Source organism: Kitasatospora sp. A2-31 (assembly GCF_022288725.1).
Lineage (GTDB): Bacteria > Actinomycetota > Actinomycetes > Streptomycetales > Streptomycetaceae > Kitasatospora.
This window is the reverse complement of the sequence record NZ_JAKNTA010000002.1, coordinates 346802-361273: the sequence shown is the minus strand read 5'-3', so window position 1 is coordinate 361273 and position 14472 is coordinate 346802. Positions and strand designations below refer to the sequence as shown.

Below are 14472 nucleotides of genomic sequence, written 5' to 3'. Positions count from 1 at the left end.
GGTGGATCGGAGGCGCGCATGCGCTCGTGTGCGGCCGACGAGCCTGCATGCCCTAGAGTGGAAGTGGAGGCGCCTCCAGTTCCTTCACTGTAAGTGGAGGCGTCGCCGGTTAGCAAGCTCGGGACGACGGGAGACAGCGGATGGCCAGAGAGACAGGGCGCCCGCTACGGGCCGATGCGCAGCGCAATCGGGACAAGATCCTCTCGGCCGCGGTGCGCGTCTTCGCCGAAGAGGGACTGGAGGCGCACCTGGAGCGCATCGCCAAGGAGGCCGGCGTCGGCTCCGGCACGCTCTACCGCAACTTCCCCACCCGGGAGGTCCTCATCGAGGCCGCCTACCGCAACGAGCTGATCCGGCTGTGCGACGCGGCCCCCGACCTGCTCGCCACGCTGGCCCCGCGCGAGGCCTTGCGCGCCTGGACGGGCCGCTTCATCGACTATGCGACCGCCAAGCTCGGCATGGCCGACGCCCTACGCGCCCTCGTCGAATCCGGCGTCAACCCTTACGCCCAGAGCCACGAGATGATGATGGCCGCCCTGACCTCGCTGCTGGCCGCCGGCATCGAAGCCGGCACCATCCGCTCCGACATCGGCGCCACCGACATGTTCGCCGCCCTCACCGGCATCGCCCTCACCTCGGGAAAGCCGGAACAGCGAGAGCAGGCCGAACGCCTCCTCGACCTCGTCCTGGACGGCCTGAGCACCGACCGGCGCTGACAGGCGGCGGGGATCCGAGATCTCAGCGCTTCCGGGAGAGCCCACTCGCCGCCCCTGTCGAACAGGGCGGAGGAGCAGGACCACATCCGGGGACACCCGGGGGCCGATCCCCGGCGAGGTAGGCAGTTTCCGGGTGAGGGGCCTTGGCCGACTCCGGCACATCGGCATGCGCCCATCCGCCCGGTCGCCGTGGAGGGAGTCGGCCGACTCCCACAGCGAAGATGTACCTCGGCTGATCGGCTTTCCTGCCCTGCCCCTTGTCGCCGCCTGCCCGACATCCCCGACCGCCTCGCAAGTGCCGGGCCCACCGGGCGGCCGGCCCCCGCGCCGGGCCGGGCCGGCCGGCCGGTCGACCACGGCAGCGCGCGCACCGACGTCAGGTGGCCGCTGCGGGTGAAGCCTCCGTCGGGGTGGCCGGCGAGGTCACCGGGGCCGGGTGACGGTGCGTCCGGGCTTCGCCGGCACGGCGAGAACGGTGTGCCGCCGGCGCGGCGGACACGCGTGGTGGCGGCGTCGCCGGGTACCGGCGCTCCGGCCTCCAGGAGGAGGACCCGCCAACCCTGCGCACCGAACCGCTCGGCGACCGGCCAACCGGCCAACCGGCGATCCCGATGTCGACGACGAGGCGTCCCGGCGCGGACTCACCCGTCACCGCCCTTGCGCGGGGCCTCGGCCCGGCTGCCGCACCCGGGGGCGGCCGTGCCGGGCGGGGAGCCGTGGAAGGTGCGCCACATCAACCCCTGGTCGTGGGCGCGGGCCGAGGACGGCTCCTCGCCCGGCCATGCACCGACGTACCAGAGGTGGACGAGGCCGTGCTCGTCCCGGACACGGCGGGCCAGCACGGTCCGGTGGTGCTCGTGCGCCATGCCGGTCGCGCGCAGTTCGGCTTCGTCGAAGCCGGTCAGCTCGGCGGAGAGCCGGAGGAAGGCGTCGAAGTCGGCGAGCTCGCCGAGGTCGGCGTAGTCGACGCGGGCGGGAGCATCCGCGCAGTCCCCGTCCTCGGCCGGCCGCGCGGGATCGACGCGGTCGACGTGGTCGCGGTGGTCGCCGCGGTCGAGGAGGTGGTCGGCGGGCGCGTCGTCGCCGCTGTGCGGGAGCCGCGCGCCGAGATCGTGGTCGGCGTGGTCGCCGAAGCCGGAGCCTTGCGCCCCATCGGCGCCTTGGGCGAGGCCCGAGCCTTGGGCAAGGCCTGAGCCTTGGGCAAGGCCTGAGCCTTGGGCGAGGTCAGGGTCCGGGGCGAGGTCAGGGTCGGGGTCGTCGAACGCTGGCAACCGGGCACCCCCATCGGTGAGCCCTGCACGGCGTGAGCCCGGCAGGGCCGAGTCATGACAGCTCCACGGGTCGGGCGACCGCACGCCCGCCGTCGGTGCGATCCTTCCCCGCGCCACCCCGACCCATGGCCCGATGCCCACAACCGCCCGCCCTCACGCGAATTCTTGGCCGAACCCAGGCCTCTCCTGACCGATCACGACCACTGCCCAGCCCACTCCGTGCGCCGCGCCGACGGAGTCCGCATCGCCCGGGCGGCGCAGTGCGGCGAGCGGAACCGCCGGGCGGCTGCGATCTTCGGAGCAGGTCGCGGCAGACCGCCGCCCGCCTGGTGTCGAGACCCGGAGGCCCGGATGTGGCAGGCTCCCCCCGCACCCCCACCCTCTGCGACCGAGTGGCTGCCGGTGCTGGACATGCCGAAGCCCGGACCGCAGAACCGGCTGACCGTGCTGTTCCGGATCCTGCTGCTGATCCCACAGCTCATCGTGGTCTGGGTGCTGTCCGTGGTGGCGTTCTTCGTCGCCGTGATCGGCTGGTTCGGGGCGCTCTTCCTCGGGCGGCTGCCGGTGTTCGCGGCGGACTACCTCTCCGGCTACGTCCCGTACGAGACCCGGGTGACCACCTACCTGATGCTCACCCACGACAGCTACCCGCCGTTCCGGTTCCGCACCCCCGAACACCCCGTGCAGGTCGAGCTGCGGCCGGGTGAGCTCAACCGGCTCGCCGTGTTCTTCCGGCTCATCCTGGTCATCCCGGCGGCGGTCCTCCAGGGGCTGGTGTTCGCGGGGTGGTGGATGGTCGCGTTGATCAGCTGGATCGTGGTCCTGGTGCTCGGGCGGATGCCCGAGCCGTTGTTCGAGTCGACCGCGGCGATCCTCCGCTACCGGATGCGGTACATGGCGTACCTGCTGATGCTCACCCCGGCCTACCCGAAGCGGCTGTTCGGCGACGAGCCGGGCGAGGTGGAGGGCGGTCCCGTCTCGGCGACCCGGCCGCTGGTGCTGAGCGGCGCCGGGCGCGGGCTCCTGGTGGCGTTCCTCATCCTCGGCATCGTCTCGTGGGGTACGAGCTCGATCACCGCATCGTTCGACTCGGACGACGACGAGCACGTCAGCGGGCCCCTGGTACCGGGGCCGCCGGTCCCCGGCCCGCTCGGGCACGCCTCGCCGGACGCGGCGCGCTGAGGTCGGCCGTCCGGCGCTGATCAACGGCGATAGCGGACGCCCTCCTGGGACCGGCGGCGTCCCGACGATCAGTGCCGGCACGCGGAGCCGGGCCGATCGGGCCCTGCCCACCGGCCCGCCCCACCGGCCCGCCCCACCGGTCTTCGCCTGACCGATCCCGCCCGACCAGCACTCAGTCCTCCACCGGGCCGACATCCAGCCGGGCCGCGCCGTGCAGCGCCTGGCCGTCCTCCCGGGCCTCCTCCAGGCTCCGGGTGAAGGCATCGATCCGCTCCTGCGGCGGCAGGGACATCAGCCCGGGCGGCCACGTCCCCGGCGGCACCACGATCACGGCCACCTCCAGCCGTTCCTGGGCGGCCGCCAGCCAGCCCGGCGAGGCCACCACCGGGGAGGCCGGCTCCCAGATCTGCCGTCCGCCCACCAGCACCAGTCGGGCCAGCAACGGCCCGCGCACCTCCACCACGGCGGTGGTGTCCGGCGGATCGCCGGCCGCGAGCAGGAAACCGCTGTCCACGACGTTCTCCAGCAGCTCGCCGTGCAGGCGGGGGCCCACCTCGACGATCACCTCCGCGAGGGGCAGCCCGTCCGTCGCCTCGCGGACCGCGAGCGCCCACACCATCGGCGCCCGGGCCGCGCCGTCGCCGCCATCACCGACCATGCCCACTCCAACGAGCCGCCCGCCGCCTGGGCGGCAGCCCTCGTCGCCGGGGCTCCGCCGCGACGCCGCCCGGTCCGGCGGGCGAGCCGCTTACGGCGGATGTCCCTGGGAACAACCACTCCGAACGAACAACCACTCCGCGCCGCGCCGTCATCCACGACGGCCGGTTGCCGGGGGTGGTGCAGCCCGCGCGATCACGCTCCGTCGCCGACGGAGGCGACCCGGTCACCACGGGTCGCGGAGCCGCCGGATCGGCCCGCGGCCGATGCCGCCGCCCCCGTCGCCTCCTCTCGCAGGCACGGAGCACCGAGGGCATGATGACCAGCAGGGAGTGCGAGGAGGTGCGGACCATGGACGTCTCGCTGACCACCGACCGGCTCATCGTCCGGAACTGGTCCGTCGAGGACGCCGAGCAGGCGCTGGCGATCTACGGGTCGCCGGACGTGGCCCGCTGGCTCACTCCGGTGATGGACCGGGTCGGGGACGTCGCCGCGATGCGGTCCGTCCTGCAGGCCTGGCAGGAGGCGCAGCCGAACCTGCCGCCGCCCCGCGGGCGGTGGGCGATCGAGCGCAAGGAGGACGGCGCGGTCGTCGGCGGTCTCGGGATCCGGCTGCTGCCGCCGTTCGAGGACGATCTGGAGATGAGCTGGCAGCTGGCCCCCGACGCGTGGGGCAAGGGCTACGCGACCGAGGCCGGGCGCGCACTGATCGCCTGGGCGTTCACCCAGGACGCCGAGGAGCTCTTCGCCGTCGCACGGCCGACCAACACCCGGGCCATCGCCATGGCACGGCGGCTCGGCATGGAGTGGGTGGGCGAGACCACCAAGTACTACGGCCTCAACCTGCAGGTCTACCGGATCCGCCCGAGCGACCTCGTCTCCTGACCCGGTCCGTCCTCCGCCGCACCGCACCCCGCCCGCCCCGGGCCGCGCCGGCGCTCGCGGCGGCGAGCCTCGTCACCGAATTGACGCGACGCCACTCCACGGGTGACCCCACCGGAGTCCTCGAAACCCGGCGTCGGCCGTCGCGAGCGCCGACGACGCCCGCAGCAGGACGCACGAGCGCCGTCCTGCCGGGACGCACCCGGCCCGGGGCGCCGGAGCGCCCCGGGTCAGGGGCCCGTGAGCAGTGCCGCGGCCGCGGCGCGGGCGTGGGTGGCCGGGGCGGGCGTGCCGGTGATGGCGGCGGTGACGATGGCGCCCTCGGCGAGGAGGTGGACCGGTTCGGCCACCGGCCGGCCGGTGGCCCGGACCCAGAGTGCTATCTGGTCGCGGAACGCCTGCTTGTGCGACCGGACCTCGTCCAGCACCGCCCCAGAGGAAGGGGCGAGTTCGCCGAAGGCGTTGATCCAGGCGCAGCCACGGAAGCCGGGCTCCGCGAACCACCCCGCGAGCCAGTCGAAGACCGCGAGCACCCGCTCCCGCGGATCGCCGAACTGCTCCACATGAGCGGCCAACTGGCCGCGCCACCGCTCGTCGCGGCGCCGGAGCACCGCCACCACGAGGTCCTCCTTCGCGGCGAAGAGCCGGTAGATGCGCTTCAGCGGCAGGCCGGAGGCCGCGCGGACCTCGTCCATGCCGACGGCCTGGATTCCCTTCTCGTAGTAGAGCCGCTCCGCGGCGTCGAGCAGGGTCGTGCGGTCGAGACGGGCCTGCTCCTCGGTGATCGGGGCCGGCATGCGGGACTCCTTGACGTTGAGAACGATCGTTTCCTATCGTAGGCGCACCTGATGGAGAACGTACGTTCTCGACACGAGGAGGCCGTGATGACCGAAGCCCGCCCGCCCTATCCGCCGTTCACGCACGAGACCGCCCTGCAGAAGGTGCAGGCCGCCGAGGACGCCTGGAACTCCCGCGATCCCGAGCGGGTCGCCCTGGCCTACACGCCGGACTCGGTTTGGCGGAACCGGGACACGTTCGTCACCGGGCGCGAGGAGATCGTCGCGTTCCTGACGGGCAAGTGGGAGCGCGAACTGGACTACGCCCTGCGCAAGAGCCTCTGGAGCTTCGACGGCGACCGGATTGCCGTCCGCTTCCAGTACGAGTGGCACGACGCGGACGGCCGGTGGTGGCGCAGCTACGGCAACGAGCTGTGGGAGTTCGACGAGGACGGCCTGATGCGGCGGCGGGAGGCGAGCATCGACGACGTCCCCATCACCGCGGCCGAGCGCCGCATCCACGGCCCCCGGCCGGTGGACGAGCTCGGGGTCGAGCTCCCGCTCCGGTAGCACGCAGGGAGGCGCGGAGGGGGCGGGCGGACGCGCGGGCGGGGCGCGGGCGGACGCAGGGACGGATGGTCAGGCCTTGGGCCAGGCACGCAGGAGGGCGTCGAGGGCGTCGAGGATGCGCGACCAGGTGTCCTCGGTGTCGCGCGGGGTGTGCCGGAAGCTCCCCGCGCGCTCCAGGGCCACGTAGCCGTGGAAGGTGCTGCCGAGCAGGCGGACGGCGTCGGTCTCGTCCGGCTCCGCGAGGTCGTAGCCGCGCAGGATCGCGCGCGTCATCTGCGCGTGCCGGACGCCCGCGCTGGCGCGCGCCACCTCCGGGTCGAGCGGCAGCTGCGCGGCGGCGTAGCGACCGGGGTGCTCGTGGGCGTAGTCGCGGTAGGCGTTGGCGAAGGCGGTCAGGGCGTCCCGGCCGGCACGCCCGGCAAGGGCGGCGGCGACGCGGTCGGCGAGCTCCTCCAGGGCGAGCAGGGCGATCCTGGTCTTGAGGTCCTGCGAGTTCTTGACGTGCGAGTAGAGGCTCGCGTCCTTGACGCCGAAGCGCCGCGCCAGCGCGGAGACCGTCACCTTGTCGAAGCCGACCTCGTCCGCCAGCTCCGCGCCCGCCCTGGTGAGTCGTTCCGCGTTCAGCCCTGCCCGCGCCATGCCGGTCCCTTCATCGCCTGAGGTCACTATACATTTGCCTAATACCCCTAGGTAATTTACTTTGCCCCCTATGAAGATGCTGACCGAGCAAGAGATCCGTTCCGCCTTCGTAAACTGCACCAAGGGCGAGGCGTCACGCCTGAACGTCCCCCGGGATCTGGCCGAAAGCCCCTGGGACGACCTGGACTTCCTCGGCTGGCGCGACCCGCAGGCCCCGGACCGCGCCTACCTCGCGACCGAGCTGGACGGCCGGACGGTGGCAGTCGCGCTGCGCTCCTCCGGCGCCGCCGCCTGGCAGGCCCGACGCAGCATCTGCTCGCTCTGCGTCACCACCCACACCGGGGGCGTCTCGCTGCTGGTCGCGCCGCGGGCCGGGAAGGCCGGCAAGCAGGGCAACTCCGTCGGCGCGTACATCTGCTCCGACCTCGCCTGCTCGCTCTACGTGCGCGGCAGGCGGGAGGTCGGCACCCGGCTGCACGAGTCGCTCACCGTCGAGGAGAAGATCCGGCGCACGCAGGCCAACCTCGCCGCCTTCGTCGCCCGGGTCACCGCGTGACCGGAGCCGGCGCCACCAGCGGGCCGGCGCCACGACCCGGCCGCGCCACGACCCGGCCGCGCCGCGAGCGGGCCGGCGGCCGCAACGGCGTGCGCTCCGCCGCCCGAGGGGGCGGCGGAGCGCAGGTGGGTGGTGCTGCCGGGCCGGCTAGAAGGTGAGGTTCCAGGCGTCGACGGTGCCGATGTCACCCGACGCGCCGTCCGCGACCCGGAGCTTCCAGGTGCCGTTCGCCGCGCTCGCCGAGGCGTTGACGGTGTACGTCTTGGCGACGTTGTCGGTGCTGTCCCCGTTCGGGAAGTCCTCCAGGAGGTAGACCGCGCCGTCGGGGGCGACCAGCGAGATCACCAGGTCACCGCGGTAGGTGTGCTTGATGTCCACGCCGACCTTGAGGGTGGCGGGGGCGTTGCCGGTCACGCCGGTGACGGCGATCGGGCTCTCCACGGTGGCGTTGTCGGTGATCGGGTAGTCGGCGAGGTTCTCGAAGTACTTGCCGGTCGGGGGGGTGCTCCCGCCGACCGCCTTCAGCGCGTCGACCTGGCCCTCGCCGAAGAAGCCGTTGTTCGCGGTGGTCCCGGTGCAGCGACTGTCCGAGGGGCAGGCGAGGTCGTTGGCCTGGGCGGCCAGCTTGGCCCGGATGTCGGCCGGGGTGAACGTCGGGTTGGCGCTGGCGATCAGCGCGGCCACGCCGGTGACGTGCGGGGACGCCATCGAAGTGCCGCTCTTGGAGCCGTACTTGCCGCCGGGCAGGGTGGAGTAGACGCCGGTCGCGCCGTCACCGCCCGGCGCCGCGACGTCGATCACGCCCCGGCCGAAGTTGGAGTAGGACGCCTTGCCGCTGCCGCTGCCCGTGGCAGCGACCGTCACCACGCCGGGCAGTTCGGTCGGAATGTCGATGCAGGCGTTGGTGATGGTCCGGGTGACCGGGGTGGAGTCGTTGGGGCTCTCCGAGTCGGTCGTCTTGTTCGCCAGGTCGTAGTTGGAGTTGCCGGCAGCGGCGACCTGGAGCGAGCCCTTGCCCTCGGCGTACTCCTGGGCGCGCTTGACGCCCTCGATGATGGCCGCCTGATCGAGGTTGTCGGGGCAGTTGAACTGCCACGGGTCGGTGTAGTAGCTGTTGTTGGTCACCTTGAAGCCGTGGTCGCCGGCCCAGACGAAGCCGCAGACGGTGTTCTCGGCGTAGAACAGCGTGGAGCTCGGCTCGGCGATCCGGACCGAGGCGATCTTCACGCCCGGTGCGACGCCGACGACCCCCTTGCCGTTCTTGGCGGCGGCGATGGTCCCGGCGACGTGGGTGCCGTGGGTGTCGACGTCGCGCCAGGCACCGACCCGGGTGTCGGCCTTGCCGTAGGCGCAGGAGGCGGAGTCGGCGGCGTCGAAGTTCGGCGCGAGATCCTGGTGCTGGTCGTCCACGCCGGTGTCCAGCACACCCACCTTGACGGTCGGCGAACCGGTGCTCACGGCCCAGGCCTGGTCGGCCTTGATCTGGGTCATGTCCCAGCGGTTGGACTCGGTGAGGGTGGTCGCCGACTGGGCCGGGTTGGCCGGCAGCGCGGGGGCGTAGGCGTCGGCCGGCACGTCGGAGGTGCGGGTCGCGCCGACCTTCTGGATGCCCGCCACGCCACGCAGGGCGGTGGCGAACGAGGCCGAGGTCGAGTGGGCGACGACGACGCCGATGGCGTCGTAACTCGCGAAGACCGTACCGCCGTTGGCGGTCACGGCGGCCTTCGCGGCGGCGGTGTCGGCGGGGGCGCTGATGACCAGGTACGAGCGGGTCCCGGCGGCCCAGCCGGCCGCGGCCTGCACGACGGGGGCGGCCGGGGCGGCGGCGGGAGCGCCCGGGACCCGGTCGGCACCGGCCGAGGAGGCGGGGGCGGTGCCGGTGGGGGCGGCGGCCGCCGCGGTGGCGAGGGTGGCGGGGGCGGCGAGCGCCATCGCCGAGAGCGCGGCGAGAGCGGCGGCCGGGCGGCCCAGCCGCCGGGATATCAGGGGTGACAAGTGCGTCCTCCGATCGGCCCGCGTGTGAGGGGATCACGCAGGGGTTGAACGCAACATGCCAGAACCGTGCACACTTGGGGAAGGCTTTACGCATGACGGCTTGTCACAACAGTGTCAACTTTTGATGTCATGACGATCAGCCACCCCTTTCGCCCACCGACCGCCACGAGCCGTGCACCGACCGCCACCACCGGGACTGCCGGAGCCACCCGGTCGGGGCCCGGACCGGCCCCCGACCGGCCGGGCCCCGCGCTCACCCCTCCAGGTGCTCCACCAGGACGTCCAGCACCGCGCGACGCTGCTCCGCCAGATAGAAGTGACCGCCCGGGAAGACCCGCATCTCGAAGCCGCCGGTGGTGTGCCCGGCCCAGTCCTGGACCTCCTCCAGGCTGGCGCGCGGGTCCGCATCACCGGTCAGCGCGGTGATCGGCTGGGGCACGACGGCGTCCGGCCCGCAGCGGTAGGTCTCGATCGCGGCGTGGTCGGCGCGCAGCGACGGCAGGACGAGCGCCCGAAGCTCCGGGTCGTCCAGCACCCGCTGGTCGGTGCCGCCGAGCGCGGCCACCCGCCCGAGCAGCTCCTCGTCGGACATCTTGTGCACGGCCTCCTCCCGGGGCCGGGAGGGCGCCCGGCTGCCGGAGACGAACAGGCGGACCGGCGCGGGCCCGCCACCGGCGGCGAACCGGCGGGCGACCTCGAAGCAGACCGCCGCGCCCATGCTGTGGCCGAAGAGGGTCAGCGGCCGGTCGGCCCACGGCAGCAGCGCCCGGTGGATGCCGTCGGCCAGCTCCGCAACCGAGTCCACGACCGGCTCGTGGTAGCGGTTCTGCCGGCCCGGGTACTGGACGGCGAGCACGTCGGCGTACGGCGACAGCTCGGCGGCCCAGTCGAAGAAGTAGGTCGCCGTGCCGCCCGCGTGCGGGAAGAGGACGAGTCGCGCGGGCGCGGTGTCGGCGGGGTGGAAGCGGCGGAACCAGGGGCTCGTGGTGGCGGTGCTGCCGGGCATGCGTGGTGGCCTCTCTGCGAACGGGGATCGGTTGATCACTTCCTCCCCAGTCTCCCCTCCACCCACTCCCGCCGCTGCCACCCCTCCTGACCCTCCGTCCGTCCGAACCGGGCCGAGCCGAGGCGGGCCGGAGCCGAGCCGAGGCGGGCCGGGCCGGGCGCTACCGCCCGGCGGGCGGCGGTCCGAAGCGGGCGGCGGCGGCCCGCGAGCGGGAGACGTGGTCGAGCAGCAGGACGGAGGCCGCCTCGGGAACAGGGGTCGGGTCCCCGCTCCGCGCGTGCCGGGTCAGCCCGTCGATCAGGCGGTCGAGCCCACGGCGGTGCCGGGCGAAGGCTCGGCGCGGCGCCCAGCGGCCCCGCTCGCGCTGCCCGGCGAGGGCGGTGGCGGCGCCCACGTCCAGCAGCACGAGGTGCAGGTCGCGGCCCTGGCCAGCGGCCTCGCGGGCGAGCCAGCGGCGCATCCAGGCCCGGCTGCCGCAGTCGTGCACCAGCAGCGGTCCGCCCCGGCGGACGGAGGCGCGCAGCAGGCGGAAGTGCTCCAGCCGCGCCCACGGCCGGTAGACGGCGTACGGCAGGGCCGCCGGCATCAGCGCCTCACAGGCCTCGTGGACGGCGCGGGGGTCGACCGTGGCTGCCGCGGGGGCCTGCGCCGACCAACGGCGCAGCAGCGTGCTCTTGCCGCTGCCGGGCAGGCCGGAGACGACCACGACGGCGTCCGCCGGGTAGTGGACGGCGAAGGCGGCCCCCGCCTCGCCCCGGAGGTCGACCAGGCCCTGCGGTTCCATCGCTGCCTGCGCCCCCTGCCGTTCCGCGGTCTGCCCGCCCGGCGCGGTCGGCGTGGTCGGCCTGTTCATCGTGGTCACATCCCCGTCTCTGCCCGAGCCGGAACCTTAACAACACCGGCCCGCCGCCGGCGTGCCCGGACCCGCGGGCGCGCCCGCGGACGCCCCGCGGGGCATGCCACCCCGCACCCGGCGTCGGCGCCCGCCGGCGATGTGATGGACTGTCAGGCGATTCGGACGGACGGGTACCGGCGGAGGACGGGACGTGACGGGGACGCTGGTGGCGGGGGCTGGGGCGGGGGCCGGGCCCGGGGTGGCGACGTACACCGCCATGGTGCTGGACGGGCTGGCCCGCGCACCGGAGCGGGTGGCGATCCGCCACGGGGAGGCGGCGGTGACCGCCGGCGAGTGCCTGGAGGCGGTGTACCGGCTGGCACGTGCGCTGGCCTCCGCGGGGCTGGGGCCCGGTGACGGGGTCACGCTGCTGGCCGGGAACACCCCCGAGGCGCTTCTGGTACGGCCGGCCGCGAACCTGATCGGCTGCCGGGTCGCGGTGCTGCACGCCGACCGCCCGGTGGCGGAGCGGATCGCCCTCGCCCGGGACGCGCGGACGGCGGCACTCGTCTTCGACCCGGCCCGCGGCACCGACGACCCGGCCGGCGGCACCGATGCGACGCGCCGGATCTCCGCCGCTCTACCGGGGGCGCTCGCGCTGGCGCTCGGTCCGAGCGCGTTCGGCACCGACCTGCTGGAGCTGGCCGCCCCGCTCTCCTCAGCCCCGCTGGCCCCCGCGTACCGGCCGGACGACGTGATGGCGGTGCGCTTCACCGCCGGCTCGACCGGCCGGCCCAAGGGCGTCCAGCGCCGCTTCGCCCGCCCTCCGCGACCGGAGCTGATCGCCGCGTCCACCTTCCTGCTCTGCACCGCGCTCGGCCACGGCGGCGGCACCACGGCCGACCTGGCGCTGGCGGCCGGCGGCACGGTCGTCCTGCAGGACGGGTTCTCGGCCGGGGCGGTGCTGGAGGCGATCGAGCGGTACCGGGTGTCGCGGGTCTACCTGCCGCCGCACCTGCTGTACCAGGTCCTCGACCACCCCGCGCTGTCCGGGACCGACACCGGGAGCCTGCGCCGCGTCACCTACACCGGCTGCGCGGCGGCGCCGGAGCGCCTGGCCGAGGCCACCCGCCGGCTGGGCCGGGTGATGCACCAGACCTACAGCCTGACGGAGGCCGGTCCGGTGACCAGGCTGACGCCGGACGAGCACCTGGATCCACGGCTGCTCCGCACCGCCGGGCGGCCCCTGCCCGACACCGAGGTGCGGATCGTGGACGAGGAGGGCGCGCCGCTCCCGGTGGGTGCGCTCGGCGAGATCTGCGTCCGGACGCCGACGGCGATGACGGGCTACTGGCGGGACCCGGAGCTGACCGCGCGGGTCCTGCGGGACGGCTGGCTTCATACCGGCGACCTCGGCCGCCTGGACCGCTCCGGCTATCTGACGGTGGCAGGGCGACGGGACGCGATGGCGATCGTGGACGCGCACAACATCTACCCGCAGGACGTCGAGGAGCCGCTGCTGGCACATCCGGCGGTGCGGGAGGCGGTGATGTTCGCGACCACCGGCCGCGACCGGCTGGAGCGGGTGCACGCCGCGGTGACCACCGTGCCCGGGGCGCCGGTGACGGAGCAGCAGCTGCACCGGTGGATGCAGGAGCGCGGCGGTCCGCGCTGCGATCCGGCGACGATCCTGGTGCTTCCGGTGCTGCCGCTGGCCGAGACGGGGAAGCCGGACCTCGCCGCGCTGCGGGCCCTGCTGCCGGAGACCAGGCCTGGGACCGGAGCCGGAGCCGGAGCAGGAGCGGGAGAGGTAACGGGAACGGGAACAGGGTAGGGCGCGGGGCGCGCAGGTCGGCGTGCGGACCGCTCCGGGGGCGTACACGGGAGGGCGGCGTGCGCCCGGACGCCTCCAGCGCCCGCGTGCGCGCCCGCCGGCACGGCGGGGCGTCCGGCGAAACCGCCCGTGTCCGCTCGACCTCCGGGGCCGACGTGCCGATACCCCTCTCGCACCGTCCGTCCCCAGGAGGCATCTCCCGTGACCTGGCTCCGCGTCCTGACCGCGCTCGGCGTCCTCGCCGTGGCGGCCAGCGCCCTGCTCGTCTTCGCCCTCTGCACGGCCGCCGCCCGCGGGGACCGCCCCGCCCGGGGCGACGGCGGTGACGCGGCCGACGCGGAGGACGGCAGAGGCCGGGGCGGCGCGCGGGACACCCTGCGCGAGGACGCCGAGCGCAGCGGCCTGTTCCGCCGCCCCGGCGAGAGCTGAGCGGCCTGCCGCCCGGCCGCACCGACCGCCGGACGTCAGTGACCGGCGATGTCGTCCGGGCGGACCTCGATGTGGTCGGCGGCCAGGTCCACCGCGACCCGGTGCTCCATGCCGAGCGCCTCCAGGAACTTCACCGGCAGCTGCACCCGGCCGGTCCGGTCCAGCATCACGTACTCGCGCTCGTTGACCGACTCCTCGCCGTGCTCGTCCGTCACCGTCCGGCGGAGCACCTCGCTGCTGGTGCGCCCGTCGCGGATGGCGACCGTGCGGCGGACCTCGCCCGCCACCATCGGGTCGTGGGTCACGATGACGACGGTGGCGCCGAGTTCGCGGTTGACGGTCCGGAAGGCCTCGAAGATCGCGGCGCCGGTCTCCGAGTCGAGCTCGCCGGTGGGCTCGTCGGCGAGCAGCACCGGCGGGTTGTTGGCCATCGCCACGGCGATGGCGACGCGCTGCTGCTGACCGCCGGACATCTCGCGCGGGCGCCGGTGGGCGAGGTCACCGATCTCCAGCGCCTCCAGCAGCTCGGCCACCCGGGCGGCCTTCTGCCTGGTGCCGAGTCCGGCCCTGCGCCCGCGCAGTTGCATCGGCAGGGCGATGTTCTCGGCGGCGGTCAGGAAGGGCAGCAGGTTCCGCGCGGTCTGCTGCCAGATGAAGCCGACGACCTCGCGCCGGTAGCGCAGCCGGTCGCGGGCCGACATCTCCAGCAGGTCGCGGCCGGCGACGGTGGCGGTGCCGGCGGTCGGCACGTCGAGCCCGGCCAGGATGGTGAGCAGGGTGGACTTGCCGCTGCCGGAGGCGCCCACCAGGGCCACCAGGTCGCCCTGCCGGATGGTCAGCTCCAGGCCCTGGAGCGCCTGCACCTCGATGCCCTCGGTGGAGAAGATGCGCACCAGGCGGTCGCAGACGATCGCCGCATCGGCGCCCGGGGCCTTCGGCCGGGCGGCGGCGAGCGCGCGCTCCTGGAGCTCCTGGAGGGTGGGGGCCGGCTCGACCGTCCGGCTCCGGGGGAGGCTGTTCACCGCTGGTCTCCTGTCGCCGCTGCGCCGGGGCGCGCCTGTGGCCGCGGTCGCCGCGGGCCGATTCCCTTGCCGTCCGCCCGGCCGTGCGGCCGGGCCCGTCCA

General features: G+C 74.4%; 15 protein-coding genes. 7 read left to right on the top strand and 8 right to left on the bottom strand.

Annotated features, from left to right (window positions below; all coding sequences use genetic code 11):
* Positions 1-140: 140 nt before the first annotated feature.
* Entirely contained in the window at positions 141-716 is a 576-nt protein-coding gene (locus tag MCM47_RS06395) for a TetR/AcrR family transcriptional regulator (protein WP_238859362.1), read from the top strand.
* Between the two features lie 641 nt (positions 717-1357).
* Here the strand turns inward: MCM47_RS06395 and MCM47_RS06390 are convergent.
* A complete protein-coding gene (locus MCM47_RS06390; RefSeq protein WP_238859361.1) occupies positions 1358-1987 on the bottom strand; it encodes a hypothetical protein in 630 nt (209 codons plus the stop codon).
* A 411-nt stretch (positions 1988-2398) separates the two neighbouring features.
* Between MCM47_RS06390 and MCM47_RS06385 the strand changes: the two genes are divergently transcribed.
* Positions 2399-3169, top strand: coding sequence for a DUF4389 domain-containing protein (locus MCM47_RS06385; RefSeq protein ID WP_238859360.1), 771 nt, complete (start codon positions 2399-2401; stop codon positions 3167-3169).
* A 172-nt stretch (positions 3170-3341) separates the two neighbouring features.
* Here MCM47_RS06385 and MCM47_RS06380 read toward each other — a convergent pair whose 3' ends face one another.
* Positions 3342-3827 carry a hypothetical protein gene (locus tag MCM47_RS06380; RefSeq protein ID WP_238859359.1) on the bottom strand — a complete coding sequence of 162 codons (486 nt, stop codon included), beginning with the start codon at positions 3825-3827 and terminating at the stop codon, positions 3342-3344.
* Positions 3828-4141: 314 nt separating this feature from the next.
* On the opposite strand from MCM47_RS06380, the gene MCM47_RS06375 reads away from it, so the two are divergent.
* Positions 4142-4711 (top strand): GNAT family N-acetyltransferase, encoded by a 570-nt coding sequence (locus MCM47_RS06375; RefSeq protein ID WP_238859358.1) that lies wholly within the window; start codon positions 4142-4144, stop codon positions 4709-4711.
* 227 nt (positions 4712-4938) lie between these two features.
* Here the strand turns inward: MCM47_RS06375 and MCM47_RS06370 are convergent, their stop codons facing one another.
* Positions 4939-5505 (bottom strand): TetR/AcrR family transcriptional regulator, encoded by a 567-nt coding sequence (locus tag MCM47_RS06370; protein ID WP_238859357.1) that lies wholly within the window; start codon positions 5503-5505, stop codon positions 4939-4941.
* A gap of 87 nt (positions 5506-5592) precedes the next feature.
* On the opposite strand from MCM47_RS06370, the gene MCM47_RS06365 reads away from it, so the two are divergent.
* On the top strand, positions 5593-6054 hold the full coding sequence (locus MCM47_RS06365; protein ID WP_238859356.1) for a nuclear transport factor 2 family protein: 462 nt from the start codon (positions 5593-5595) through the stop codon (positions 6052-6054).
* Positions 6055-6123: 69 nt separating this feature from the next.
* Here MCM47_RS06365 and MCM47_RS06360 read toward each other — a convergent pair whose 3' ends face one another.
* On the bottom strand, positions 6124-6693 hold the full coding sequence (locus MCM47_RS06360; protein ID WP_238859355.1) for a TetR/AcrR family transcriptional regulator: 570 nt from the start codon (positions 6691-6693) through the stop codon (positions 6124-6126).
* Between the two features lie 70 nt (positions 6694-6763).
* Between MCM47_RS06360 and MCM47_RS06355 the strand changes: the two genes are divergently transcribed.
* On the top strand, positions 6764-7249 hold the full coding sequence (locus MCM47_RS06355) for an FBP domain-containing protein (RefSeq protein WP_238859354.1): 486 nt from the start codon (positions 6764-6766) through the stop codon (positions 7247-7249).
* A gap of 147 nt (positions 7250-7396) precedes the next feature.
* Here the strand turns inward: MCM47_RS06355 and MCM47_RS06350 are convergent, their stop codons facing one another.
* The 3 genes from MCM47_RS06350 to MCM47_RS06340 form a co-directional block, all read right to left on the bottom strand.
* Positions 7397-9181 (bottom strand): S8 family serine peptidase, encoded by a 1785-nt coding sequence (locus tag MCM47_RS06350; RefSeq protein WP_255751863.1) that lies wholly within the window; start codon positions 9179-9181, stop codon positions 7397-7399.
* Positions 9182-9497: 316 nt separating this feature from the next.
* A complete protein-coding gene (locus MCM47_RS06345; RefSeq protein WP_238859353.1) occupies positions 9498-10250 on the bottom strand; it encodes a thioesterase II family protein in 753 nt (250 codons plus the stop codon).
* 160 nt (positions 10251-10410) lie between these two features.
* A complete protein-coding gene (locus tag MCM47_RS06340; protein ID WP_308222302.1) occupies positions 10411-11103 on the bottom strand; it encodes an AAA family ATPase in 693 nt (230 codons plus the stop codon).
* A gap of 193 nt (positions 11104-11296) precedes the next feature.
* Between MCM47_RS06340 and MCM47_RS06335 the strand changes: the two genes are divergently transcribed.
* Positions 11297-12919 (top strand): AMP-binding protein, encoded by a 1623-nt coding sequence (locus MCM47_RS06335; protein ID WP_238859352.1) that lies wholly within the window; start codon positions 11297-11299, stop codon positions 12917-12919.
* Between the two features lie 201 nt (positions 12920-13120).
* The gene (locus MCM47_RS06330) at positions 13121-13348 is read left to right on the top strand and encodes a hypothetical protein (protein WP_238859350.1); all 228 of its coding nucleotides are present in this window, start codon (positions 13121-13123) and stop codon (positions 13346-13348) included.
* A gap of 35 nt (positions 13349-13383) precedes the next feature.
* Here MCM47_RS06330 and MCM47_RS06325 read toward each other — a convergent pair whose 3' ends face one another.
* Positions 13384-14370 carry an ABC transporter ATP-binding protein gene (locus MCM47_RS06325; RefSeq protein ID WP_238859348.1) on the bottom strand — a complete coding sequence of 329 codons (987 nt, stop codon included), beginning with the start codon at positions 14368-14370 and terminating at the stop codon, positions 13384-13386.
* Positions 14371-14472: the final 102 nt, after the last annotated feature.